The organism is Gardnerella sp. KA00390 (assembly GCF_049244075.1).
Classification (GTDB): domain Bacteria; phylum Actinomycetota; class Actinomycetes; order Actinomycetales; family Bifidobacteriaceae; genus Bifidobacterium; species Bifidobacterium vaginale.
This window is the reverse complement of sequence record NZ_CP058372.1, coordinates 846,861-869,859: the sequence shown is the minus strand read 5'-3', so window position 1 is coordinate 869,859 and position 22,999 is coordinate 846,861. Positions and strand designations below refer to the sequence as shown.

The following is a 22,999-nucleotide window of genomic DNA, read 5'->3' as shown; positions in this document are numbered from 1 at the left end:
TAAAAGTATGCGGCCAATACGAATAAATACTCAGTCAAAAAAGCAATTACATTCGCGACTTTTCTACTTTAGCGCAAAGCTGCAAAAGCCTACGAATACGACCAGCAACAGCATCCTTTGTAATCGGAGGATCCGCTAAATGACCAAGTTCTTCTAGACTTGCATCACTATGCTGCAGTCGCAACTTTCCTGCCATCAAAAGATTTTCTGGAATATCGTCCCCAAGAACATCGAAAGCGTGACGAACCTTTTCGCAAGCTTCTGCAGCAGCTTTAGCACTTCTGCGCATATTAGCATCATCAAAGTTTGCCAGTCGATTAGCTTTGCCTCTTGCTTCACCATCAGAACGCTTACCAGTCCATTCTCGAGCAGAACGAGGAGCTCCAATCAAAATCAGCATACGCTCAATAGCGTCAGAATCTCTCAAAGTAACACGCTCAGAGCTTTTAACTTTGCGCGCCTTTGCACCAACTCCGAGTCGTGCTGCCATTGCTTGCAACGCTGTAGCAGCCTCATGAGTTGGGCAAACAATCTCTAAATAGCTTGCCTTTCCAGGATCGGATATAGCCCCATGAGCTAAGAAAGCACCTCTCCACGCAGCTTTAACCTGCGCAATACTTCCACCAACAATTTCAGGGGCAAGACCAGCAACGATATGCATACGACGGTCCAACAAACCTGATTGCAGAGCCAAAGCTGCAGCACCTCGCTCCACAAGAACATCGTAACGAGTAACAACACCTGTAGGAGTCTGACGAGTAGTTTGAGAAATCGTTGCTTCTCTTTGGAAACATGTCACAAGCGTATCTACAAGCCATTGCGCTGCGCTTAGAGAATCAAACTGTGCACGAATCACAGCCTGATTATTAACCGGCCTTAAGCCGCCACCAAAACGCATCATTGCTGCTGCCTGAGCCATAACAACCGCTGGTAGCTCACTATTATTTGCGACGAGTTCGTTCTTTACGTCGTCAAGAAGAGCCAAGGGAAACCTCCTATTTTGTTCTTCTTAGAGTATGCGTTGGGATTCATACAAGATGCCGTTGCACGATGTGCAAAACACCTACATGCTCGGCTTTCTGTGATACCCAATGACTTGGACATTTTACCTTTTTATAGTTCTGCTTTTTATATTACATAATCCTATAGGAGAAATTAAATCATGTTCTAGATCTCATCTCTCTAGCAGATACTGTAACCTGCAATCCTCTTAATTTTAGTCTTCTTGCAAGCTCTATGCTAATAGCTACAGACCTATGCTGACCCCCAGTGCATCCAACAGCAATTGTTACATAATGTTTATCTTCTTTTGCAAAACCATCAATTGCCGTAAGAAGAGCTTTTTCGTAATAGTCTAAGAATTCTATTGCCGCTGGATTTTTAAGAACATAATCGCTAACTGCTTTATCTTTTCCAGTTAAATCTCTAAGCTCTGGAATCCAAAATGGATTGGGCAAAAATCGCATATCTGCCACAAAATCGGCGTCCATAGGCATTCCGTACTTGAACCCAAAACTAAAAATGTGAACAGATACTGTAGAAGATCCTTTTCCAAGCAACCCCTCATAAAGTTTAGTGGAAAGCTGATGAATACTAAGATTTGAAGTATCGATAATAATATCTGCGCAATCTTTAAGATGACATAAAAGCTCACGCTCTTCCAAAATACCATCTATAAGTCTTCCTCCGCGCTGCAAAGGATGTGGTCTGCGCACTGACTCATACCTTTTAATGAGCACAGAATCAGATGCATCTAAAAATAGTATTCGAGTTTTTACGCCTAAATCATCTATATGACCCAAAACAACAAATAAATCATCAAAATATCCGCGTGATCTTACGTCAATAACTGCTGCAAGCTTATGAACTTTAGATCCAGAAGATGTCATCATGTCTACAAGAGGGATGAGTAACTTTGGAGGAAGATTATCAATAACATACCAGCCCATGTCTTCCAAAGCATTTGCTGCATGAGATCTGCCAGCGCCGCTCATGCCAGTAATGAGCATTACTTCAAAATCGCTTGCCACCTGCGAGAATTCACTATTTTCAGTGATCATAACGCCTCCTTCAATGCTTTTTCCATGCAACTTCTTATGTAATCGTAATCTGTAGCCTTGTCAGATTGGTGTTTGATTATGCAAGAATCATCACACGAATCATCACTTGAATGCCTATAATCAAAAGTCATGAGTTTTACTTGATCTAGTGCTTGATATAAAAGCATTTCTTCTCCACCAATACCCATGCCATATTTTCTCCAAACTTTAAGCATCTGGCTTGGTCGAGGATCATATACAACGTCTAGCAAAGCTCCTAAATGTTTTATTGACTTTTCCTTGCAATATTCACACAAAGCGAGCGCTAATCCGTCTGCTATATGAGCAGGAACAGTGCTTATAACAATATCTGCGTTTACAATTGCTTCAATTGCATCCAACGAAGAAATAGATTCTAGAATGTGAGATTTATCACATTTTTCTATATCTTGCGATATTTTTATAAACTCAGGATCAATAGTAGGGAATTCTATACCGCAAACAGGCTTGTAGCCACGTTTGTTTTTAAGATTCAAGTTAGACGGCTCTATTCTTCTGCTATTTGGAAAATCCAATTTATATTTATCTACTAAATCGTTAAATCTACTAACGCCTTTAACAGTTTTACCATCGCTTTGCAATCTTGCAACAACACTAACTTTACTCAATTTTGAACCTTGAGCAATTTCTATTAAAGCTGCCATTGCAGAAGACGCAGTGTTTCCGCTGCCAATAATAACCGCACTTTTAGCGTTTAATATTTGAGACTTTAAAGAGTGTATTAACGCCATTACAATACCATTTACATCTGTGTTACAAAGCTCAATCGTCTCAGGATTTTCTAAGCATGGCTTTTTACTAAACACAGCAGTATTTGCAACACCAAGCGTTTTAGACCAATAATCGCAAGCTACACCTAGGCTCATAATTGTTTTTTTAAGTGGCATTGTAAGGCTTAAGCCTTTCCAAGAATCGTCAAGATTTGCAATAAAATCTTTTAAGTCTTCCTCGCTAACTTTTTCTTTACCATAATGCCAATTATTTAAGCCCAATGCCTTATATGCAGCATTGTGTAGAACTGGAGATAGAGAGTGCGATATAGGATTGCCCAAAACCGCGCAATTGTAGCATTTTTCAACCATTTTAACCTCTTTATTTATAAGTCTTTATTAATAAGTTTATGCGATTTTACAAATCCTTAGGATCCACACTAAATTTTAATTCACCATTTTTTCGCATTGCAAAATGCTTTGCACATTCTTTTTTCAAACGATTAACTAATTCATCTCTATACTCTAATGGCACTCTTACAACTGCTTTAACTCTGTCGTTTAACTCTTCAAAGCGTTGAGAATTTTGCTCGTGCAATGTTGAAGGAGGCTTCATTGGAACAATTCCAAGTAAAGGTGGAAGATATTCGGATTCACTCGAATCGCCTGAAACCACAGATTCACTATCTTTAGTTTCGACTTTTAACATTGGAAGATTACTAGAACTATCTAAATCACCATTTTTGCTTACAACTTTTGTAATATCTTCGCTTACATCTACACTCATTGCGCCAATCGCATTAAGCGTATCTACTACAGCCTGCCTAAAACCCCATATTCTTGCGACACATACAGTTGGCGGAAGAAGTGCTTCACTTCTTTCTTGCAACTCTTGTTTAGAAAGAATTGATGAATCCCATTCTTCCAAAGATTTAGCGAGAATATCGTAAGTTTCACCCAAAATAAGAACGCTTCCACCTCTGTTTTTTGACGCACACATTGAAGCTGCTTTCATCCAAGCATTCAAAGTGTCTATTCGAGAATCTAAACCAGTGTTGTAAAGACTCGTCCACGCGTCTAAAATCGCAACAAGACCATATTCTCCGCAAGAATTTTTAGATGAGCTTAAAACTCGAGGTTCTGCTCCTAAAGTACAAATGACAATCATCGGCTTCTGGTCAATCCACTCTATAACACCACTTTTCTGCTTCGCGGAAGATATAATAATTGGAACATCATTGAAAATCTTAAATATTTCTTTGGCAGTAAAATTGACGCCAACACGAATAGCCTCGATAAAGTTAGATCCACTAGAACAATTCGAGCACTTCCAGCCAATCGCAGCACTTCCACACCATGCGCATTTAGGAGCAGAACCATCTATAGGTAAGTCAAGAGGACCTGTACAGCGTTTACAACGAGCCATACTATGGCATTTTTTGCATGCAGCACGCTGAACAGTATCGTCTTGTGCTGTAACAAGTAAAACAGGCAGATTTGCGTCTAAAGTTTGTCTAATCGACGCTAGTGCAGTATACGGTATTCTAGATCCTGCACTCGGGTCATTTATCTTATTAAGGTTATCCAAATTAAGTAGACGAACCCATGGGCAAGCATTACTAACAATAGTATTAAATGGTTTAATTTCAATTAAAGGTCCACTTACTTTTGCAGCAAGATTTTTTCCTTTTAATTCGTTTTGACTTATTACGCTTCTAGCAAAAGACATTGTTATGAAAACGCCATTATGATTTTGTGTGCGCAATCGCATAACTCCTCTAGCTTGAGCGTAAGGCATCATACCATCTGCGTACTGATATGCGCCATCTTCTACAATCACAAAAAGCGCTTGCGACTCAACTGGTGCATACATTGCAGATCTTGTTCCTAAAACACATGGAACAATTCCTTTTTCTATAGCTCTCCACGCTCTATACCTGTCTGCTGGAGAATCATATGCGCAAAGACGAGCAACATCTCCACTTAAAGTTCCACTTGGATTCTGCGATTTTTTATAAGGTTTAAGACCATAAACCATAAGGGCACGCATAACATCGTTTACTTCGCGAATTGTAGGAAGAACAACAGCAACTTGACGACCAGCTCTTATTGCAGTTACAATAATCCACGCTAAATCCTGAGCCCATCTCATTGCTCCTGGTAAGGCATCTATAAGAAAAGCTTTGCAATTATTCTTATAATTATTCGAAAGCGAACTATTTTCATGATGCAAATAATACGGTTTATGAACATCTTCTAAGGATTGTTTAAGAAGATTCGCATTATTGTATGTTGCAATCATACGAGCATATGTTGTTTTTCTAAGATTCTCACTTCCATCGTATTGAGATATCGCGCAAGTATCATTAGACCTAAAATTTTTTTGTAATTCATTAATCCATTTTACTCTTTTAGATAAATGAATATCGTCCAGCAAATTTTCTTTATCTACACCAGCAATTCTTCTAGGTAAAGCAAGTCTAATAATATTAGCTCTTGTTCCACCATAAGCATCAGCTATTGAAGAAATATCTTCCATAAAAGATTTAGAAACTACTTCCCCTATTGGAATAATTTTTTCAATAAACTTTAATGAAGATATTGGTGTTGTGCTTGATTCACTCCTACTCCAAATAATTCCATTTACGCGTCTAGTACCAAATTTTACGCGGACCATACACCCTGGCTTAGCGTAATCATCCTGATCTTTGCTAACAATGTAATCAAAAGTTTTACCGAGATGAGATGCTTGAACATCCAGCACAATATGAGCAATAGGGCAATTATCAGCTTGACTCTGGGTTGAATCACTCTTCTTACGCCTACGTGGTTTGCGCGCTAAACCATCAAGTGAAGGCTGCTCAAGCATTAGCACATCCTTTTAAATCCTCAAATCAATTTTTTAAAGATTTTACCTCATTCTTAATCTGATCAACACGATTAAGTCTTTCCCAAGGAAAATCAACATCTGTTCTTCCAAAATGTCCATAAGCAGAAGTTTTCGAGTAGATTGGTCGAAGCAAATCAAGCTCGTCGATAATTGCTGCTGGGCGTAAATCAAAGACTTTTCGAACAATCTTAGAAATATCTGAACGAGTAATTCCATTAGCTTCGGTTCCAAAAGTTTCTACATTCACGCTAACAGGCTCTGCAATTCCAATCGCATATGCAACTTGTACCTCTATTTTATGGGCTAAACCTGCGGCAACAAGATTCTTAGCAACCCAACGCGCAGCATAGGCTGCAGAACGATCCACTTTACTAGGGTCTTTGCCAGAAAAAGCTCCACCACCATGATGTGCAGCCCCTCCATAAGTGTCTACAATAATTTTTCTGCCTGTTAAACCAGAATCTGCTGCAGGACCACCCAAAACAAAAGATCCAGTTGGATTTACAAGCATTCTGTAATCATTATGATTTACGTTTTTCCCTAACACTTTGTTAAGAACAGGCTCTACAACGTTTTGGACAAGTTGATTTCTAAGCCAATCATGACTCACATCTGGGTCATGCTGTGTTGAAATAAGAACAGTATCTAAACGAACAGGGTTCCCAAATTCATCATATTCGATTGTAACCTGTGTTTTACCGTCTGGTCTAAGTTTAGATACAATTCCAGATTTTCGCACGTAGGATAGGCGCTGGGCAAGCTGATGAGCTAGATATATTGGAAGTGGCATATAAGCGTCTGTCTCATCGCTAGCATATCCAAACATAACGCCTTGATCGCCTGCGCCTTGGCTTTTATAACGATCTTCTTTAGACGCAATACTTTCGGATTCTAAATCTAATCTAGAAACACCTTGATTTATCTCCGCGCTTTGCTCAGTTAAAGATACCATTACTCCACATGAATCAGCATCCAAGCCAACAGTTGAACTGTTGTATCCTACTTCGCGTACAACTTTTCTAACAATTCCTGGTATGTCGGTGTATACTTCTCCCCTAACTTCCCCGAAGACTACAAATTGTCCTACGCATGCACAAACTTCAACAGCAACATGCGCATGAGAATCTTGACGAAGCATATCATCTAGAATCGCATCTGCAATCTGATCACAAAGCTTATCAGGATGACCTTCTGTAACAGATTCTGCAGAAATAAGTTTAGCTTCCGACATAACTCCCCTTTAATTAAAAAATTAAAACTTATGCACTAAAACCAATAACAGCCGCATATCCAATACCAACAAGCATAGGATAATACGGCTGCAATTAAAAATGTAAAGAAAACTTAATTTCCCTCATTCATATCATCTTCACCAAGATTCTCCACCAGCAAACCTTTATTAATTTCTCGGAATGCTATAGAAAGAGGCTTCTCTTGGTTTCTATAATCAACAAGAGGACCGACATTCTGCAACAATCCTTCGTTGAGCTGAGTGAAATAAGAATTAATCTGCCGTGCTCGTTTTGCGGCAAACAAGGCAAGCGCATACTTGGAATCCGCATGCTGCATCAAATCATCAATAGGCGGATTTGCAAGTCCCGTAGGTGTTGGCTTAGTGCCCAATGCCATAATGTTCTCCATATTCTATGGTGCCACAATAGTTTCCAAGTAGACTATTGTAAGCTATTGCAAGGATATTTAGGAATTACTCATTTAGATTAATCTAAATTAATTTAAATTAATCTAAATCGTATTCTTTAGCTATTATCTTCCAAAGTTCATCTGCAGCGCGCTGAGCATCGTCATTAACAATCACAAAATCAAACTCGCTAGACGCAGCCATTTCTACTTTAGCGGTTTGCAAACGCTTAGCCTGCTGCTCAGGAGTTTCAGTACCTCTACCAATAAGTCTACGCTTAAGCTCCTCAAAGCTAGGAGGGGCAATAAATACGTATACGACTTCTAAACCTAATCTAGAAGCTTCCTGCTTAACTCTCCTAGCTCCCTGAAGATCAATCTCTAAAAGAGTTGGAACGTTTTGAGCAAGATGATCTAAAACAGGCTGAATTAAAGTGCCATAATGTGCCATTCCATGAACAATAGCAGTCTCCAGAAACTCTCCGTTCCTCTTCCTGCGCTCAAACTCTTCTTCATCAATGAACCAATAATGAATTCCATTAAACTCATCATAACGAGGTTTTCTGGTAGTCGCAGAAACAGAAAGCCAAATATTAGGATGTTTTTCGCGCAATACTCCCTCAACAGTGCCCTTACCAGCTGCAGTAGGACCAGTAAGAACAATCAAACGCCTTTTAGTAGCGACTGGCATACTCTGTGTATCGTTTAAACTAACCATATTTGACTCTCTTAGATAATTTTTATGAATCCATTAATGCTTGACGAATATCCCAAGCTATTCGTTCAGTTGCAGTAGATAATGCACCAATATCTGGACCATGAGAAGCAATAGACCTAGAAACTGTTACTAAAACATTTCCATGCGTACCAGCAAAAACCGTTTTCAAATCGTTAGCTTCCGCTCCCTGCCAACCGTAACCTGGAGAAAGAATAGGACCAGTAAAACTCGTTAAATCGATTCCACCGCCATTCATCCAATCTCCAATAGTGGCTCCAACAATTAAGCCAACAGAACCCATGCCCTTTGTATTATTGTTAAAAATTTGCGCAGTTTGAGCAATACCATGAGCAACAGTTGTGCCGCGGTAGGAACCAGTCTGACGAATAGCAGTTTGCAGGCTAGCGCCTTCGCGATTAGACGTTAGCGAAGCAATGAACACTCCCTTGCCATTATTAAGAGCCTCATTAATCAACCCACCCATTGACCTAGCTCCGTAATACGGAAGAAGTGTAATAGCATCAGTAAGAAGAGGCGCATCTGGCTTAAAGTATGCGTCAGCAAGCGCAGAGATTGTTGTAGACAATCCACCATGACCGCAATCAACAATAGTAATTACGTCCATTTGTCTTGCAGCATACAGCACTCGTTCGAGCGCCGCGAACCCCTTAGACCCGTAACGCTCGAACATGCTCGACTGGAATTTTACGGCAGCAGCTCTGCCGTTCATGGCCTGAAGCATACGCATGGAGAACAATTCTGCTCCTTGAGCATCCATCTTGTATCCCCAATTAAGCAGCATCTTGCGGTGCGGATCTATGCCAACGCATAATGGACCGTATTTTGCCATAGCGTTTTTTAGACGCAATCCAAAATCGGATCTTTGCGCCTGCAATTCCTGCTCTCGTATGCTTTCGGTCATGTATTAAGCCCGACTTTCTTCGTTTTCTGCCTTTTCGATTGCAAACAGTTGCTTGGCATGCTCCTGAATGCTCATCACCTGGTAATCGTTGTTCTTAACAGCTTCTATAGCCATAAGAACTGGTGCAAACTCCGTAATTGTAGTGAATTGCGGAAGGTCTGCTGCAACAGCAGCTGCACGAATAGCATAACCATCCGTACGTGACCCTCTGGAATTCGGCGTGTTCAACACCATATCAATCTTACCATTCTCAATCAGCTCAACCACGTTTTTGCCGATTCTTTCATGCGAAGGCTCAGCATTTCGCACATCCTTCGCCGTGTCGCCAAGGCTAGAAAGCTTATCAACAATAACGGAATCAATGCCGTAGCGTCTAAGAACAGATGCTGTACCTTCGGTAGCCCAAATAGTAAATCCAAGCTCTACTAGGCGCACTGCAAGTAGCGGCAATTGCCTTTTATCTGCATCACTTACAGACACAAACACATTGCCGCTTGTAGGCAAACCGCCCTTGTACGCTGCAAGCTGGCTCTTAGCAAAAGCATGTGGGAAGTCGCGGTCAAAGCCCATAACTTCTCCAGTAGAGCGCATCTCTGGTCCGAGCAAAATATCGACTGTGCGACCAACAGGCGTGCGGAAACGCTTGAAAGGCAAAACGGAAGCTTTAATAGCAACCTGCTGGCCTGGATGAATATCTCCACCATCTCCCTTAGGAAGAAGAAGACCGCGCTTTCTCTGCTGTGCGATTGTTTCGCCAGCCATAATTCGAGCAGCAGCTTTAGCAAGAGCAACTCCCGTAGCTTTAGACGCAAACGGAACAGTACGAGACGCTCGAGGATTCGCCTCAATTACGTACAGAGTGTTTGCCATAAAAGCGTATTGCACATTAATAAGACCACGAACTGAGCATCCGCGAGCAATCGAAAGCGTGCCCTCCCTAAGACGGCGAATTTGATCATCCGAAAGCGTGCTTGGAGGAAGAGTGCAAGCAGCATCGCCAGAGTGGACGCCAGCTTCCTCAACATGCTCCATAATTCCGCCAATATAAAGCTCGTTGCCGTCGTAAAGTGCGTCAACATCAATCTCAATAGCGTCCTGAAGGAACTTATCAATCAAAAGCGGCGAAGGCAAACGACCAGAAACAACAGTGTCTGCTTGAGCTTCTTGTAAAGCGCGATCCACATATTTTGCAAGCTGAGCATCATCGTACACGATTTCCATGCCACGACCGCCAAGCACGTAGCTTGGTCGCACAAGAACAGGGTAACCAATTGCGTGAGCAGCATCCTTAGCCTCTTCAAGACTTAATGCAGTGCCGTAGCGCGGAGCATTCATGCCTTCTTGGCGAAGAACCTCACCGAAAAGCTCACGATTTTCTGCCAAATCAATAGCCTCAGGCGTAGTTCCCAAAATTGGCACTCCTGCAGCTTTAAGACGAGCAGCAAGCGAAAGTGGCGTTTGACCACCGAGTTGCACAATCACGCCCTTAACAGGACCAAGCTTCTTTTCTGCTTGGTAAATTTCGAGCACGTCTTCAAAAGTAAGAGGCTCAAAGTAAAGGCGATCCGACATATCGTAGTCTGTAGAAACTGTTTCAGGATTGCAATTGACCATGATTGTGTCGTAATCCTTACCCAATTCCTGAACAGCATGAACGCAAGTGTAGTCAAACTCAATACCCTGGCCGATTCTGTTTGGACCAGAGCCAAGAATGATTACAGCTTCGCGATCGCGTGGCTTAAGCTCGCTTTCGTCAGCGTAGCAAGAATAGTAGTAAGGCGTTACAGCATCAAATTCTGCAGCACACGTGTCAACCGTTTTGTAAACAGGATGCAATCCATACGCCCAACGCAACTCACGAACCATGTTTTCGCCTTCATCGCCAAGATTACGCAAATGCGCAATTTGAACATCCGAAAGACCAGCAAGCTTAGCATTCTTTAACACTTTTGGCGTCAAATTTTCTGCTTCACGAACCTCTAAAGCTGTTTTGTTAATTAACGAAAGCTGCTCAACAAACCATGGGTCTATCTTTGTTGCGTCAAAAATCTGCTCTGGAGTTGCTCCACCCCAAAGCGCGCGCTGAATTTGCAAGTAGCGGTGCTCTGTTGGAGTGTGCATTTCTTCAAGAAGCTTACTAACTTCTTCTTTACTTGGGCGCTCGCCGTCCCAGTTAAAGCAAGCGTGACGCTTGTCGATTGAGCGCATTGCTTTGCCAAGAGATTCCTGGAAGTTTCCAGCCAAAGCCATTGCTTCGCCGACCGACTTCATAGAAGTAGTAAGCGTAGTGTCTGCTCCAGGGAACTTTTCAAAAGCAAAGCGCGGAATCTTAGTTACAACATAGTCAATCGTTGGCTCAAAGCTTGCAGGAGTTGAACGCGTAATATCGTTTTGAATTTCGTCCAAAGTGTAGCCGAGAGCAAGTTTTGTAGCGATTTTTGCAATCGGGAAGCCAGTTGCTTTAGATGCGAGCGCAGAAGAACGCGAAACTCGCGGATTCATTTCGATTACGATAATGCGACCAGTTTGAGGGTTGATTGCGAACTGAATATTGCATCCGCCGGTATCAACGCCAACGCCTCGAATAATTGCAATACCGATATCGCGCATCTTTTGATACTCGCGATCTGTTAGCGTAAAGCATGGAGCAACTGTAATCGAATCTCCAGTGTGAACGCCCACAGGATCAACGTTTTCAATTGGGCACACAACAACAACGTTGTCTTTGGAATCTCGCATAAGTTCAAGCTCAAATTCCTTCCAGCCTTCAATGCCTTCTTCAATAAGCACTTCGTCTGTTGGAGAATAGTGAATACCTGCTCCTGCAATGCGATGTAATTCTTCTTGATTGTGAGCAATTCCAGAGCCTAAGCCACCCATTGTGAAGCTTGGACGCACAACAACTGGGTATCCTAGTGTTTCAACAATTTTGTCTACTTCTTCAATTGAGTGAGCAATAAAGGATTTTGCGCTTTCGGCTCCAGCTTTTTCAACAACTTTTTTGAAAAGCTCACGGTCTTCGCCGCGGTCGATTGCCTCAAGAGATGCGCCAATAAGCTCTACATTATACTTTTCTAAGATTCCTGCACGACCCAAGTCCATTGCGGCATTAAGAGCAGTTTGACCACCTAATGTTGGAAGAAGCGCATCTGGCTTCTCTTTAGCAATAATGCGCTCCAAAATTGACGTGTCTATCGGCTCAATATATGTTGCGTCTGCAAGCTCTGGGTCCGTCATAATAGTAGCAGGATTAGAGTTTACAAGAATTACGCGGATTCCTTCTTCGTGAAGTACTCGGCAAGCTTGCGTTCCAGAGTAGTCGAATTCTGCAGCCTGACCAATTACGATTGGACCAGAACCAATAACCATTACGGATTTAATATCAGCACGTTTTGGCATTATAAATTCCTTTTATCCCTTTATACCTACTATTTTTCGCTTTTATTCTTGTGATTTTGCATAAGTTCTACAAAGCAGTTAAACAAGTACGATGCATCATGAGGTCCTGCGGCTGCTTCTGGGTGATATTGCACAGAAAAAGCTGGAATATCAAGGCATTGTAAGCCTTCTACAACATTGTCGTTAAGATCTACATGAGACACTATTACGCGACCAAAATGTCCATTTTCGTAAGGCGATTGGATAGTCTCACCAATAGGAGCGTCTACAGCAAAGCCGTGATTATGAGCCGTAACTTCCACTTTTCCAGTAGTCACGTCTTTTACAGGCTGATTTATGCCACGATGACCAAACTTAAGCTTGTACGTTCCAAACCCAAGCGCGCGACCTAAAAGCTGGTTTCCAAAGCATATTCCAAAGAATGGGTATCCTGCATCTAACACGTTACGCAATAATTCCACTTCTCGATTTGCTTGAGCAGGATCACCTGGTCCATTCGAGAAGAACACGCCATCTGCGTTAAGTGCTTGAAGTGACTCAAAGCTTATTGAGGAGCTTACAACGTGTACACGGCATCCACGCTGTGCCAAACGATGCGGAGTCATGGCTTTTATACCAAAGTCCACAGCTACAACAGTGTAAAGAGGCTCCTTGCCTTCGTAATCTCCACAAGGCTCAATCGTATAAGCTTCTTGCGTGCTAACTTCGTCAGTTAGTCGCAAGCCTTGCATTTGAGGAGTTTGTTTAATCTCATTCACAAAAGACGCAACTGTGCGAATTGCTCCAGTAGATTTGTCTATAAGAGCATCATTAGAAAAAATGCCGGCACGCATAACGCCAACTGAGCGTAAATGTCGTACCAGCATTCTTGTATCAATACCACTGATTCCTACTATTCCTTGTTTTTCTAAATCATCTTCCAAGGAACCAGTGGATCTCCAATTGCTAACAATAGGGCTTGGAGCTTTTACCACGTATCCTGCAACCCATATTTTTGAAGATTCTGGGTCTTCATTGTTAATTCCCGTATTTCCTATGTGTGGGAACGTTTGAACAACTATTTGTTGATCATAACTTGGATCAGTAAGCGTTTCTTGGTAACCAGTCATTCCTGTAGAGAACACGATTTCAGCGCGCGTAGAACCTTTTGCGCCAAATGGTTTACCAACGTAAACTTGTCCGTCTTCCAATACTAATACTGCATCATCAGTGCCGAATCCGGCGAAGGTGTCGTTATAGCCCACCTTAACCCCCTTATGGCTTTAGGTTATTCGTGGCAAGTCTACTCAGATTGGCGGACGGCGACGCGCCGATAATAGCTATCAACAATTTCTTAATGCAAATTATTATTACGAATTCATAATAAAAAAAAATCCGCTTAACGCTACTGCACTAAACGGATTATACGCAATTTTAAATTCACTCAACAGAATCAGTATTAAATTCATTAGAAGATTGTTCAACATCTGAAGAATCAGCTGCTTCAGTTTCATTAACTTCTCCAGCAGCATCTTCAGAAGAAGATTCACCATTAAACTTTGCTAAGCAAGCTTCTTTGTCTGCCATAATCGCGCTTAACAAGCCATGAATAAACGCAATAGCATCATCATCACTATACATTTTTGCGAGAGAAATAGCCTCATCGATAGCTACCTTATCTGGAACTTCGTCGTTTAAGAGAATCTCCCATACGGCTATTCGCAAAATATTACGATCAATCACAGCCATTCTTCCGACTTTCCAGCCAGTAGAATAACGATTCAATGTCTTATCAATCCTATTTCTACGTTCACCAACTCCTCGAATAATATCAACAGCATAATCTGGAAGAGGAGTTTGCGCACCTGGCTCCTTCAAACGTTCTTCAAGCAAAGAAAGAATATTTTGATTCTTTTCATCTGCTTCATACAGCGTATTCAAAGCCCTTTTGCGAGCGGTGGAACGTGCCATAGTATCGTCTTTCTATCAAACTACATAGTCTTATAGATCATTAAAGTCTACAAGAATTAAACTTACATCAATATATATCAAATATTGCACAAAATAGCTATTGCAAAATAAAACGACTCAGCAACAAGAATCGCCGCCGAGTCGCTTTATACAAAAAATTTAATTAGTTTTCACGACCAAGGTAAGAGCCGTCACGAGTGTCGACCTTCACCTTTTCGCCTTCACCCACGAAGAGTGGAACCTGGATTTCAGCACCGGTTTCCACGGTTGCAGGCTTAGTACCAGCGTTAGAACGATTGCCTTGCAAGCCTGGCTCAGTGTGAGTAATAGTCAAAATCACGGAAGCTGGAAGCTCAACGCTCAAAGGAGTGCCGTCATGGAAACTTACAATGCAATCAGTGCCTTCAAGCAAATACTTGCTTTGTTCACCAACTAAGTCCTTAGGAATATAAACCTGATCATAAGTGTTCATATCCATAAAGACGAAGTTATCGCCATCTTCATAAGAGTACTGCAAAGTGCGATTATCAACGGTCTCGAACTCCATTTTCATGCCGGCGTTAAAAGTCTTGTCGACAATCTTGCCCGAGAGCACGTTCTTAATGGTGGTACGCACAAAAGCAGGACCTTTACCTGGCTTAACATGCTGGAACTTGATAACGGTCCAAAGCTGACCTTCAAGGTTCAAAACCGATCCATTTTTAATATCATTGGTAGTCTGTGCCACGAGTTATCCGTTTCTTTCGTTAATTAAAGCTGCAATATACACAGCTAAGAAATAAACCTTGCTTATTATGCCACAAAGCGTCAACTAATTAAAATAACAACTAAAATAACAACACGCATTTAACGCGATTATTCGTTACTCTTGATCGTTTTGTTCCGACGACTCTGAGTTTTGACTACGACCCATTGGAATATAGCCACCTTGATCATCCTGAGGATGTGGAGCATCAAAAGGATACCCATTGCCATCTCTACTTAAAAATCTATCGCTCACTTTTTTAATTCTATCTTCGTACTGGCTTATAACAGCTTTTATTTTTTGATAAGACTGCTTTAACTCTTGATAATTATTGCTGCTTTTAGCAAGAGCATTACCAGCATCATTAATAGCATTTTCTAGACTTTTAGAAGCAACAGCTAAAATAGGCAAATCTTTCGCTTTTTCTACAAGCTCTCTAGCTTTTTTAACAAGATTTAACAATTGATCGCCAAAAGAAGTTCTGCTTGTTTTTAAAAGATTATCAGAAGATTTTTTAAGCGAATCAGCATCTTTACTCAAAGTATCCAACTGGTTGGAAAGCTTATTTTCGACTGATGGTGAATCGTAAGAACTGGCTCCAACTGGACAATCTGAAATATCATTTTTCAAATCATCATTGGCATAATTTAAGGAAGATTGAAAATCGTCAACAGCATCCTTAACTGAATCAAAATCAGCATCAAAATCGGAAGATTTTATTTCAGAAGCATCATGCACGTTTTGACTTGAAATGATTTTTTTAAGATTAGCTTTAGCTGAAAGAACTTGTGTACGCAACTGCACGCACTTTTTAGATGGCTCGCCCGCGTTTATATTACTCTTAGAACTATTCGCAAACAAAGACAACCATATTCCGATAACAATTGCCACTGCAGTAAGTGAAATAGATATAATCACTGCAATAGCTTTCTTATCGCTTAATAATGATCTGTTTGAATCATTACTAGACCGATCAAAAATGACATCTTGCTCATACTCAGGCGGATTATTAAATGAAGCTATATCATTCAAATCCTGATATTCGTTATTGTCCTCTTTCATAATCCGCCATTCCTGTTTAACAAACCTATGTATGAATAAAATAGCAAGAACACAACTCATACATGACTTATATAATTGCTTGATTATATAAGTCTATAATTGTATAAGTCTATATTGCACAAACAATTTACGCACCATATTCTCGCAAATAATTTTCAGCTCGAGCAGCTAAATTCTCATCCATAACAGCGCTTCCATCATTATTAGTAAGTTTTTGTGCTGCAGCAAAAATTTCACGCACGTTAGCAATTGGCAAAACTGGGAATCCAAACTCCTGCTCTACTGCTTTTACTGCAGAAAGCTCACTATCTTTCGTGCGTTCCATTCTGTCTACTGCCAAAATCAAGCCTACAACTTGCACATTTGCTTCTGCTTTAAGCTTTGGCAAAGTTTCGCGAACTGCGGTTCCAGCGGTCATCACGTCGTCAACTAACAGAACTTTCATGCCGTCTTTTAACGGTTTTCCAACCATAATTCCGCCGTCGCCATGGTCCTTTCGCTCTTTGCGATCGAAAGTAAAACCAACAGGCATATTGTGATTATTCGTCAAAGCCATTGCCGTAGAAACTGCCAGAGGAATACCCTTATAAGCAGGACCAAAAACAGTATCAATGTCTTGCGGAAGTTTGCCATCTTCAATTGCTGCAACAACGCGCTGAGCGTAATATGCCCCTAAGCTCGCGATTTTCATTCCATCGTCAAAAGCTCCAGCGTTAATAAAATAAGGTGATTGACGACCAGATTTTAGCGTAAAGTCACCAAATTTAAGTGCACCTGAATCAAGCAAAAACTTTGTAAAACGTTCGTCTAATTCTGCCATAATTAGCTCTCTTTCTTAAAATAATTTTGAATACTTTCTAAATACTTTCTAAGTACCTTATTAAATACTTAATTTCAGCGCCAAGTCTTTCCTTCGGCAAGTAAAGACGCAAGCTTTGGACGCGAATCAAGCAAATCGTCAAGCTCGCGTGCAATACGAATAGGAGCAGTAGGATCTACCAAAGCGGCAGCACCAACTTCTACAGCATTCGCGCCAGCATACAAGTATTCCAAAGCTTTTTCGCCAGAATCAATGCCACCAATGCCAATAATTGGAATATCTGGCATAGCTTGGCGAACTCTCCACACAAACCCAAGTCCAATTGGGAAAATAGCAGGACCGGAAACACCTCCTGTGCGGTTTGCAATAATCGGCTCGCCTGTGCGAATATCAATTCGCAAACCAACAAGCGTATTAATCATGCTTAAAGCATCCGCTCCAGCATCAACTGCAGCTTTGCAAATCGAGACTATATCAGTAACGTTTGGAGTCATTTTTACAATCATTGGTTTATCCGTCATTGCGCGAAGTCGCTTAATTAAGCGGTGCAATGCCACTGGATCCGTGCCAACACTCATTCCGCCGTGAGTCACGTTTGGGCAACTTACGTTAATTTCAAGCATGTCTGCAGAAGAATCTGCAAGCTTTTCAACAACTTGAGCATAATCGTCATCACTGTGGCCAGCAACATTTGTGATTACAAGCGCTCCAAGCTTTTTTAACTTTGGAAGCTCGTCTACTAAATAGTGGTCAACTCCAGGATTTTGCAAGCCAACAGCATTCACCATTCCAGAAGGCGATTCTGCAGTGCGCGGAGCAGGATTTCCTTGCCAAGGAACCGGGGAAACACCTTTTGTACAAATTGCTCCAAGCTGACTCACATCGTAAAAGTGCGCGCAAGCTGCAAGCTGAAACGTGCCAGACGCTGTTCCAACCATATTCTTCCATTCAACTCCAGCAACTTTAGTTGAGTGCTTCCAAACGTGGCTTGTGTCAAATCCAAGAGTCGATGCATTATTTTGCGCGCTATTTTGCACATTCTCTAAAGTATTATTCATTTCGTTACTCATATCTTTTTACTCCCAGCCTAATCTTTCAGAGTCAAACACTGGTCCTTCGTTACAAACTTTAAGTCTGCCTTCTAAAGTATCTACAACGCAAGCAACACAAGTTCCATATCCGCATCCCATTCTTGCTTCTAGGCTTAATTGACATTTAACATTACGCTCATGCGTCCAATGAGCTACAGCCTTCATCATTGGCATAGGACCGCAAGAAAGAACAACAATAGGCAAATCGCCATTAAAATCAAAATGATTTTCTTGCTCTAGCTCATTAAGCAAAGTAATAACAGTTCCTTGCGCGTTGCTAATGCTATAAACATTATCAACGTATTCCTTCATAAATGAGTCAGCAAAATGATTATCGCGATATCCAAGAACCGCAGTCACTTTGCAATTCTTGTTTTTTGCAATCGCCTGTGCAGCACAAATCAAAGGAGGAACACCCAATCCCCCGCTTACAAGAACATAGTGCGCTGGCTTAGAAATATCAAAGCCCAATCCTAATGGTCCTAAAGCGTCTACAGTGTCTCCTGATTTAAGCTGCGCAAACTCGGCAGTGCCCTTACCAATCACAGCAAAAATAAGACTAAAAGTATCGTCATCAACGCTTGCAACACCAAATGGTCGAGGAAGCATAGTCGTAGAATCTGGAGAGTATAAGTTAACAAATTGCGCAGGAGTGGCAGTTTTAGCAATAGCATCATCGCGCAAAACTAAGCGATACACACCTTCATCAAGCTTTTGATTATCAAGAACTTCTATAGCACGGCGACCTAAAAGACGAGTGTATTTTAAATCATCAGCGTGCAAACTTTTTGCACTAAAAGAATCTGCGCACGAAGAATCATAAGCGTCTTCACGTAACGTAAATATGGCGTTTCTCAAAGATTTTCGAGTTTGAATAAACATGCCATCACTCATCTAGTTTTACCCTACCTTATGTAGTCGTATCGTTGCGTAATTTAGCTATCTTTAGCTATTTTCAGTTTTAGTTATATTTAGTTATACATGCATAATTGTTTTTACACGCGCATATTCACAATTTTGACACAATGATCTTGAAATAATTCCTAATTGTGATTCGCTTTGCATCAACACTAACACACGATTTATTTATATACTGCTTGTCTTAAATCATCTCTCATGTTTAAAGCAGATTTGCGAGCAGAATCAGATACAATCTCAAGAATATTATTAAGAGAAAGAGAAGACTTGTTTTTAACATAATCTTGCGATTTTCGCCAAGAACCAATAATTCCGCGAGAAGAATTCACTATTGCACCTCGACCATTTTCATCAAACATTCCAGAAACATCTTGTGCCGTTCCACCTTGTGCACCATAACCTGGAACAAGGAAGAAAGTGTGCGGCATAATCTCGCGCAAACGCTTACCTTCTTCTGGATGAGTTGCTCCCACTACTGCTCCTACTCGTGAATACCCTTTAGTCCCAATATTTGATTCACCCCATTTTTCTATCAAACCTGCCATATGCTCGTAAACTGGTTTGCTATCTTCAACAACAAGTTCTTGAAGCTCTTTGCTAGAAGGATTAGACGTGCGCAGAAGAACAAAAATATTTTTATTACGCGCTACTGCCTCATCTATAAATGGCTTAACGCCATCTGAACCCATATATGGGTTTACGGTAAGAGAGTCCTCGTGCCAAACATCTTTTGTGCTAGCGCTTTTAAGAAGATTAACTAAAGATTCGTTAAAATCGTAAGAATCATCTTTAAAATACGAATCAAGATTAGCGAATCCTCGCAAATGTGCTGCATACTGAGCTGCCGTGGAACCAATATCGCCTCGTTTTGCGTCACCAATAACAAATAACCCACGTGATTTTGCATAATCACAAGTCATAGCATAAGTGTCGATTCCAGCGGAACCAAGTGCCTCGTACATTGCAATTTGTGGCTTAACAGCTGGAACAATGTCGTAAATCGCATCAATAATCGCACGATTAAACTCAAAGTACGATGCAGCAAGCAAGGTTGGCAAAGCCTCTTCATCTTCGACTTCTTGCAAAACTTCATCAGATAATCCACTTAGAATTTGCGCAGGCAAAATTCCAGGCTTTGGATCTAATCCAACAACAGTAGGGTTTTGCTTCGCTGCGATTTCTTCTATCAGTTCGTCCATATTGTTCCTCTACTAGCCGCAAACTATTTTTTAGTTTTTAGTCTTTATCTTTACTTATAAAACACGACTTATAAAATACACAAATTACATGCGAGAAAAGGCGATTTCTGAGCCAACAATAGTAGCCACTGGTCTTCCCTGTAACTGCCATCCTTCAAATGGAGTATTACGAGCCTTTGAATGGAAGGAATTCGCATCAACGCTCCATTTTTCACGCATATTAATAAGCACTAAATCAATATTTTCTGGATGTTCAGTTTCACTTAATTTTAATGTTCGTCTCACGGCACAACGCGAAGACACATTAAGCAAAGCTGCAACATCTGTAGGCCTTCTACTCATAAATTGCATAGGATTAATCGACATAAGTTCAATTAAGTGCTTATCATCCGTATACCCCGCGTCAACAAGCACTTTACGGCATACGCCATAAGCACATTCCAAACCAATAATCCCATTTGGAGTATTAGCAAAATCGCCAGCTTTATCACCTGCTGTGTGAGGAGCGTGATCCGTGGCAATCATGTCTATAGTGCCATCGGCAATAGCAGCAAGAGTTGCCTGTCTATCCGCTTTAGATCTTAACGGTGGATTCATCTTTGCCATTGACCCATACTTAAGCACATCCTCATCGCAAAGAGCAACGTAATGCGGGGCTGTTTCGCAAGTAATCGGCAAACCTTCCTTCTTGGCTTTGCGAATAGCTTCAAAAGCGGCAGCCGTACTAACATGCTGGAAGTGCACATGAACACCTGTTTTGCGAACTGCTTCTATATCCCTATTAACAATCGCAAGCTCTGTAGATGCAGGAATTCCACTAACGCCTAGAATTTTAGCAACTGGTCCTTCGTTTACCGAACCATAATCATGGTGCTCACAATGCTCAACAAGTGGCAATCCTGTTTCTTTCGCCATTTTAAGAACGTCTAGCAAAATCGAATCTGTAACAGCAGAACCATCATCACTTATTGCAGTAATTGGATGCTTTTTCATAGGCGAAGTTTTTTGATTATCATCAACACCATGAACATATTTTTTCCAGAGCTCAATATTGCTTGGTTTTAAACCTTGCCTACTTATTGAAGCACAAACACTTAAATCGTAGTGTACTGGCAGTTTTACGCCATAAATACACCCGTATCTTTGCAAAAAATCTATAACGTTTTCTACATCAAAAGGAGCATCATTCCAAGGCTCACCGTCAACAGCTGGAATTGTGTTTGGCATAATCAACACATTCGTATATCCTCCAGCAGCAGCAGCATTGCCCCCAGTCATCATTGTTTCTTTATCAGTCTGACCAGGATCCCTAAAATGCACGTGTGGATCTGCAAAACCAGGAGCAACAATCCAATCACTTGCATCAATTTCCCCCGAAATTCGAGCGTTTTTCTCAATTAAAGCGTCTTGTCTAACGCCATCTACAACCAAATCGATTCGCTCGCCAGTATCCCAAACGGCAATATTTCGCAAGGTTAACATGCGTGAGTCGTTCATATTGCTCCTAGTTTTGCTTATTTCCATTTTTTATTCAGTTTTATTTTCAATTTTGAATTATATTATTTACGTATATTCTACTTGGATTCACTGCAATTCTTCATCACAATACAAGCAATGATACTCATGTTTATCTGACTCAGCTTTATAGAATCTACGCTTAAGAGTCAACTCACTGTTTGTTATGCAACGAGAGTTAGGACATATAAGATTTTCTGGAGCATTCTCGTCAGATATGTGAACGCGAGGATTAGCCAACGAAATTCCATGAGCATCGTAAGCTTCCAACTCATCTTTAGGAACATTGACAAAATCAGTCGGTTCATATCCTGGAAGCTCATCTCCAAGAACAGAGCTTTCTAATGCCATTCGCATAAGCATGCCATTCTTAACCTGTTCAAAATATGCCGCACGAGGATCGTCATCAACATCAACAGCGATTTCGTTAATTCTAGGAAGTGGATGAAGCACTGGCATATAAGATTTTGCTTTTTGCAATTTTTCTTCTGTCAAAATGTAAGTGTCACGAAGTCGCAAGTATTGCTCGCGATCTGTAAAACGCTCTTCTTGCACGCGAGTCATGTAAAGAACGTCTAGACTGCCAATAACTTCCATCAAATTGCGCGTTTCTTCGTAAGAGCACGAAGGTGTATCATTAATGCGGTCGATTACGTACTGAGGAGTTTTAAGCTCATCTGGGCTAATTAGCACAAAGTGAACGTTTCCAAAGCGGCATAAAGTTTCAATAAGCGAGTGAACAGTGCGACCGTATGTTAGGTCTCCGCATAAACCAACTGTTAAATTATTCAGCCTGCCAAATCGTGCAAGAATTGTAGCTAAATCTGCAAGAGTTTGAGTAGGATGCATATGGCCGCCGTCTCCTGCATTAACAACAGGAACACTTCCTGCATGCGACGCCACAAATGCAGCACCTTCTTTAGGATGACGCATTGCTACAACATCTACATAATTTGACACCACTTTTAAAGTGTCACTAACCGTTTCGCCTTTGCTTGCACTAGAAAGCTGTGCGCCTGCAAAACCGATCACCTTTCCACCTAAGCGAAGCATTGCTGTTTCAAAGCTTAGTCGCGTTCTCGTGCTCGGCTCATAAAAAAGAGTGGCCAACACTCTACCATCGCAAGTGTGGGCCACTTCTTTTCTGTGCTCGTCAATATATCGTGCTTTATCTAATAGCATTCGTATTTGAGCTGTAGAAATATCGTCTAATGTAACAACGCTTTTGTTTGCTAACGATTGAGCAATTGCACAACGAGAAAAAACCTGATTAGAAGAATCATAAAATGCGTTCGTCATAATAGAACCGCTTACCTTTCGCTA

The 22,999-nt window shown here is 41.1% G+C and carries 19 protein-coding genes; all 19 read right to left on the bottom strand.

Annotation, left to right across the window (positions count from 1 at the left end; translation table 11 throughout):
* Positions 1 to 46: 46 nt before the first annotated feature.
* Positions 47 to 985, bottom strand: coding sequence for a DNA-binding protein WhiA (whiA, locus tag HXT53_RS03405; protein ID WP_004111755.1), 939 nt, complete (start codon positions 983 to 985; stop codon positions 47 to 49).
* Positions 986 to 1,160: 175 nt separating this feature from the next.
* Complete coding sequence (gene rapZ, locus HXT53_RS03400) at positions 1,161 to 2,060, bottom strand: RNase adapter RapZ (protein ID WP_009994741.1); 900 nt, start codon at positions 2,058 to 2,060, stop codon at positions 1,161 to 1,163.
* Positions 2,057 to 3,181, bottom strand: coding sequence for a shikimate dehydrogenase (locus tag HXT53_RS03395; RefSeq protein ID WP_004117195.1), 1,125 nt, complete (start codon positions 3,179 to 3,181; stop codon positions 2,057 to 2,059). The genes rapZ and HXT53_RS03395 overlap by 4 nt, the downstream gene beginning before the upstream one ends.
* A gap of 46 nt (positions 3,182 to 3,227) precedes the next feature.
* Positions 3,228 to 5,678: a primosome assembly protein PriA gene (locus HXT53_RS03390; protein ID WP_009994738.1), complete on the bottom strand. Its 2,451-nt coding sequence runs from the start codon at positions 5,676 to 5,678 to the stop codon at positions 3,228 to 3,230.
* Positions 5,679 to 5,703: 25 nt separating this feature from the next.
* A complete protein-coding gene (gene metK / locus HXT53_RS03385) occupies positions 5,704 to 6,930 on the bottom strand; it encodes a methionine adenosyltransferase (RefSeq protein WP_004138151.1) in 1,227 nt (408 codons plus the stop codon).
* 113 nt (positions 6,931 to 7,043) lie between these two features.
* Positions 7,044 to 7,328 (bottom strand): DNA-directed RNA polymerase subunit omega, encoded by a 285-nt coding sequence (gene rpoZ, locus HXT53_RS03380; protein WP_004111763.1) that lies wholly within the window; start codon positions 7,326 to 7,328, stop codon positions 7,044 to 7,046.
* 109 nt (positions 7,329 to 7,437) lie between these two features.
* The gene (gene gmk, locus HXT53_RS03375) at positions 7,438 to 8,055 is read right to left on the bottom strand and encodes a guanylate kinase (RefSeq protein ID WP_065189661.1); all 618 of its coding nucleotides are present in this window, start codon (positions 8,053 to 8,055) and stop codon (positions 7,438 to 7,440) included.
* Between the two features lie 22 nt (positions 8,056 to 8,077).
* Positions 8,078 to 8,977: an orotidine-5'-phosphate decarboxylase gene (pyrF, locus tag HXT53_RS03370; RefSeq protein WP_004115188.1), complete on the bottom strand. Its 900-nt coding sequence runs from the start codon at positions 8,975 to 8,977 to the stop codon at positions 8,078 to 8,080.
* Between the two features lie 3 nt (positions 8,978 to 8,980).
* A complete protein-coding gene (gene carB, locus HXT53_RS03365; RefSeq protein WP_421780683.1) occupies positions 8,981 to 12,376 on the bottom strand; it encodes a carbamoyl-phosphate synthase large subunit in 3,396 nt (1,131 codons plus the stop codon).
* Positions 12,377 to 12,405: 29 nt separating this feature from the next.
* The gene (gene carA / locus HXT53_RS03360; protein ID WP_421780682.1) at positions 12,406 to 13,620 is read right to left on the bottom strand and encodes a glutamine-hydrolyzing carbamoyl-phosphate synthase small subunit; all 1,215 of its coding nucleotides are present in this window, start codon (positions 13,618 to 13,620) and stop codon (positions 12,406 to 12,408) included.
* 175 nt (positions 13,621 to 13,795) lie between these two features.
* Positions 13,796 to 14,326 carry a transcription antitermination factor NusB gene (gene nusB, locus HXT53_RS03355; RefSeq protein WP_004115195.1) on the bottom strand — a complete coding sequence of 177 codons (531 nt, stop codon included), beginning with the start codon at positions 14,324 to 14,326 and terminating at the stop codon, positions 13,796 to 13,798.
* Between the two features lie 163 nt (positions 14,327 to 14,489).
* Complete coding sequence (gene efp, locus HXT53_RS03350; protein ID WP_004115197.1) at positions 14,490 to 15,053, bottom strand: elongation factor P; 564 nt, start codon at positions 15,051 to 15,053, stop codon at positions 14,490 to 14,492.
* Positions 15,054 to 15,188: 135 nt separating this feature from the next.
* Positions 15,189 to 16,133: a hypothetical protein gene (locus HXT53_RS03345; RefSeq protein WP_004115199.1), complete on the bottom strand. Its 945-nt coding sequence runs from the start codon at positions 16,131 to 16,133 to the stop codon at positions 15,189 to 15,191.
* Positions 16,134 to 16,260: 127 nt separating this feature from the next.
* Complete coding sequence (pyrE, locus tag HXT53_RS03340) at positions 16,261 to 16,953, bottom strand: orotate phosphoribosyltransferase (RefSeq protein WP_004115202.1); 693 nt, start codon at positions 16,951 to 16,953, stop codon at positions 16,261 to 16,263.
* Between the two features lie 74 nt (positions 16,954 to 17,027).
* Positions 17,028 to 18,023: a dihydroorotate dehydrogenase gene (locus HXT53_RS03335; RefSeq protein ID WP_004111773.1), complete on the bottom strand. Its 996-nt coding sequence runs from the start codon at positions 18,021 to 18,023 to the stop codon at positions 17,028 to 17,030.
* 6 nt (positions 18,024 to 18,029) lie between these two features.
* Positions 18,030 to 18,938: a dihydroorotate dehydrogenase electron transfer subunit gene (locus tag HXT53_RS03330; protein ID WP_004115204.1), complete on the bottom strand. Its 909-nt coding sequence runs from the start codon at positions 18,936 to 18,938 to the stop codon at positions 18,030 to 18,032.
* 188 nt (positions 18,939 to 19,126) lie between these two features.
* A complete protein-coding gene (gene pyrF, locus HXT53_RS03325) occupies positions 19,127 to 20,161 on the bottom strand; it encodes an orotidine-5'-phosphate decarboxylase (RefSeq protein WP_004115205.1) in 1,035 nt (344 codons plus the stop codon).
* 84 nt (positions 20,162 to 20,245) lie between these two features.
* The gene (locus tag HXT53_RS03320; protein WP_004115206.1) at positions 20,246 to 21,658 is read right to left on the bottom strand and encodes a dihydroorotase; all 1,413 of its coding nucleotides are present in this window, start codon (positions 21,656 to 21,658) and stop codon (positions 20,246 to 20,248) included.
* 87 nt (positions 21,659 to 21,745) lie between these two features.
* Positions 21,746 to 22,975, bottom strand: coding sequence for an aspartate carbamoyltransferase (gene pyrB / locus HXT53_RS03315; protein ID WP_004115208.1), 1,230 nt, complete (start codon positions 22,973 to 22,975; stop codon positions 21,746 to 21,748).
* Positions 22,976 to 22,999 lie beyond the last annotated feature (24 nt).

Bases quoted from the DNA above. Each gene is read 5' to 3' on its own strand.
- HXT53_RS03320 (WP_004115206.1), bottom strand. From the start codon at position 21,658: ATGAACGACTCACGCATGTTAACCTTGCGAAATATTGCCGTTTGGGAT.
- pyrF (WP_004115205.1), bottom strand. From the start codon at position 20,161: ATGGACGAACTGATAGAAGAAATCGCAGCGAAGCAAAACCCTACTGTT.
- pyrE (WP_004115202.1), bottom strand. From the start codon at position 16,953: ATGGCAGAATTAGACGAACGTTTTACAAAGTTTTTGCTTGATTCAGGT.
- carB (WP_421780683.1), bottom strand. From the start codon at position 12,376: ATGCCAAAACGTGCTGATATTAAATCCGTAATGGTTATTGGTTCTGGT.
- HXT53_RS03330 (WP_004115204.1), bottom strand. From the start codon at position 18,938: ATGAGTGATGGCATGTTTATTCAAACTCGAAAATCTTTGAGAAACGCC.
- HXT53_RS03335 (WP_004111773.1), bottom strand. From the start codon at position 18,023: ATGAGTAACGAAATGAATAATACTTTAGAGAATGTGCAAAATAGCGCG.
- HXT53_RS03345 (WP_004115199.1), bottom strand. From the start codon at position 16,133: ATGAAAGAGGACAATAACGAATATCAGGATTTGAATGATATAGCTTCA.
- nusB (WP_004115195.1), bottom strand. From the start codon at position 14,326: ATGGCACGTTCCACCGCTCGCAAAAGGGCTTTGAATACGCTGTATGAA.
- HXT53_RS03395 (WP_004117195.1), bottom strand. From the start codon at position 3,181: ATGGTTGAAAAATGCTACAATTGCGCGGTTTTGGGCAATCCTATATCG.
- metK (WP_004138151.1), bottom strand. From the start codon at position 6,930: ATGTCGGAAGCTAAACTTATTTCTGCAGAATCTGTTACAGAAGGTCAT.
- rpoZ (WP_004111763.1), bottom strand. From the start codon at position 7,328: ATGGCATTGGGCACTAAGCCAACACCTACGGGACTTGCAAATCCGCCT.
- gmk (WP_065189661.1), bottom strand. From the start codon at position 8,055: ATGGTTAGTTTAAACGATACACAGAGTATGCCAGTCGCTACTAAAAGG.
- HXT53_RS03390 (WP_009994738.1), bottom strand. From the start codon at position 5,678: ATGCTTGAGCAGCCTTCACTTGATGGTTTAGCGCGCAAACCACGTAGG.
- pyrF (WP_004115188.1), bottom strand. From the start codon at position 8,977: ATGACCGAAAGCATACGAGAGCAGGAATTGCAGGCGCAAAGATCCGAT.
- rapZ (WP_009994741.1), bottom strand. From the start codon at position 2,060: ATGATCACTGAAAATAGTGAATTCTCGCAGGTGGCAAGCGATTTTGAA.
- pyrB (WP_004115208.1), bottom strand. From the start codon at position 22,975: ATGACGAACGCATTTTATGATTCTTCTAATCAGGTTTTTTCTCGTTGT.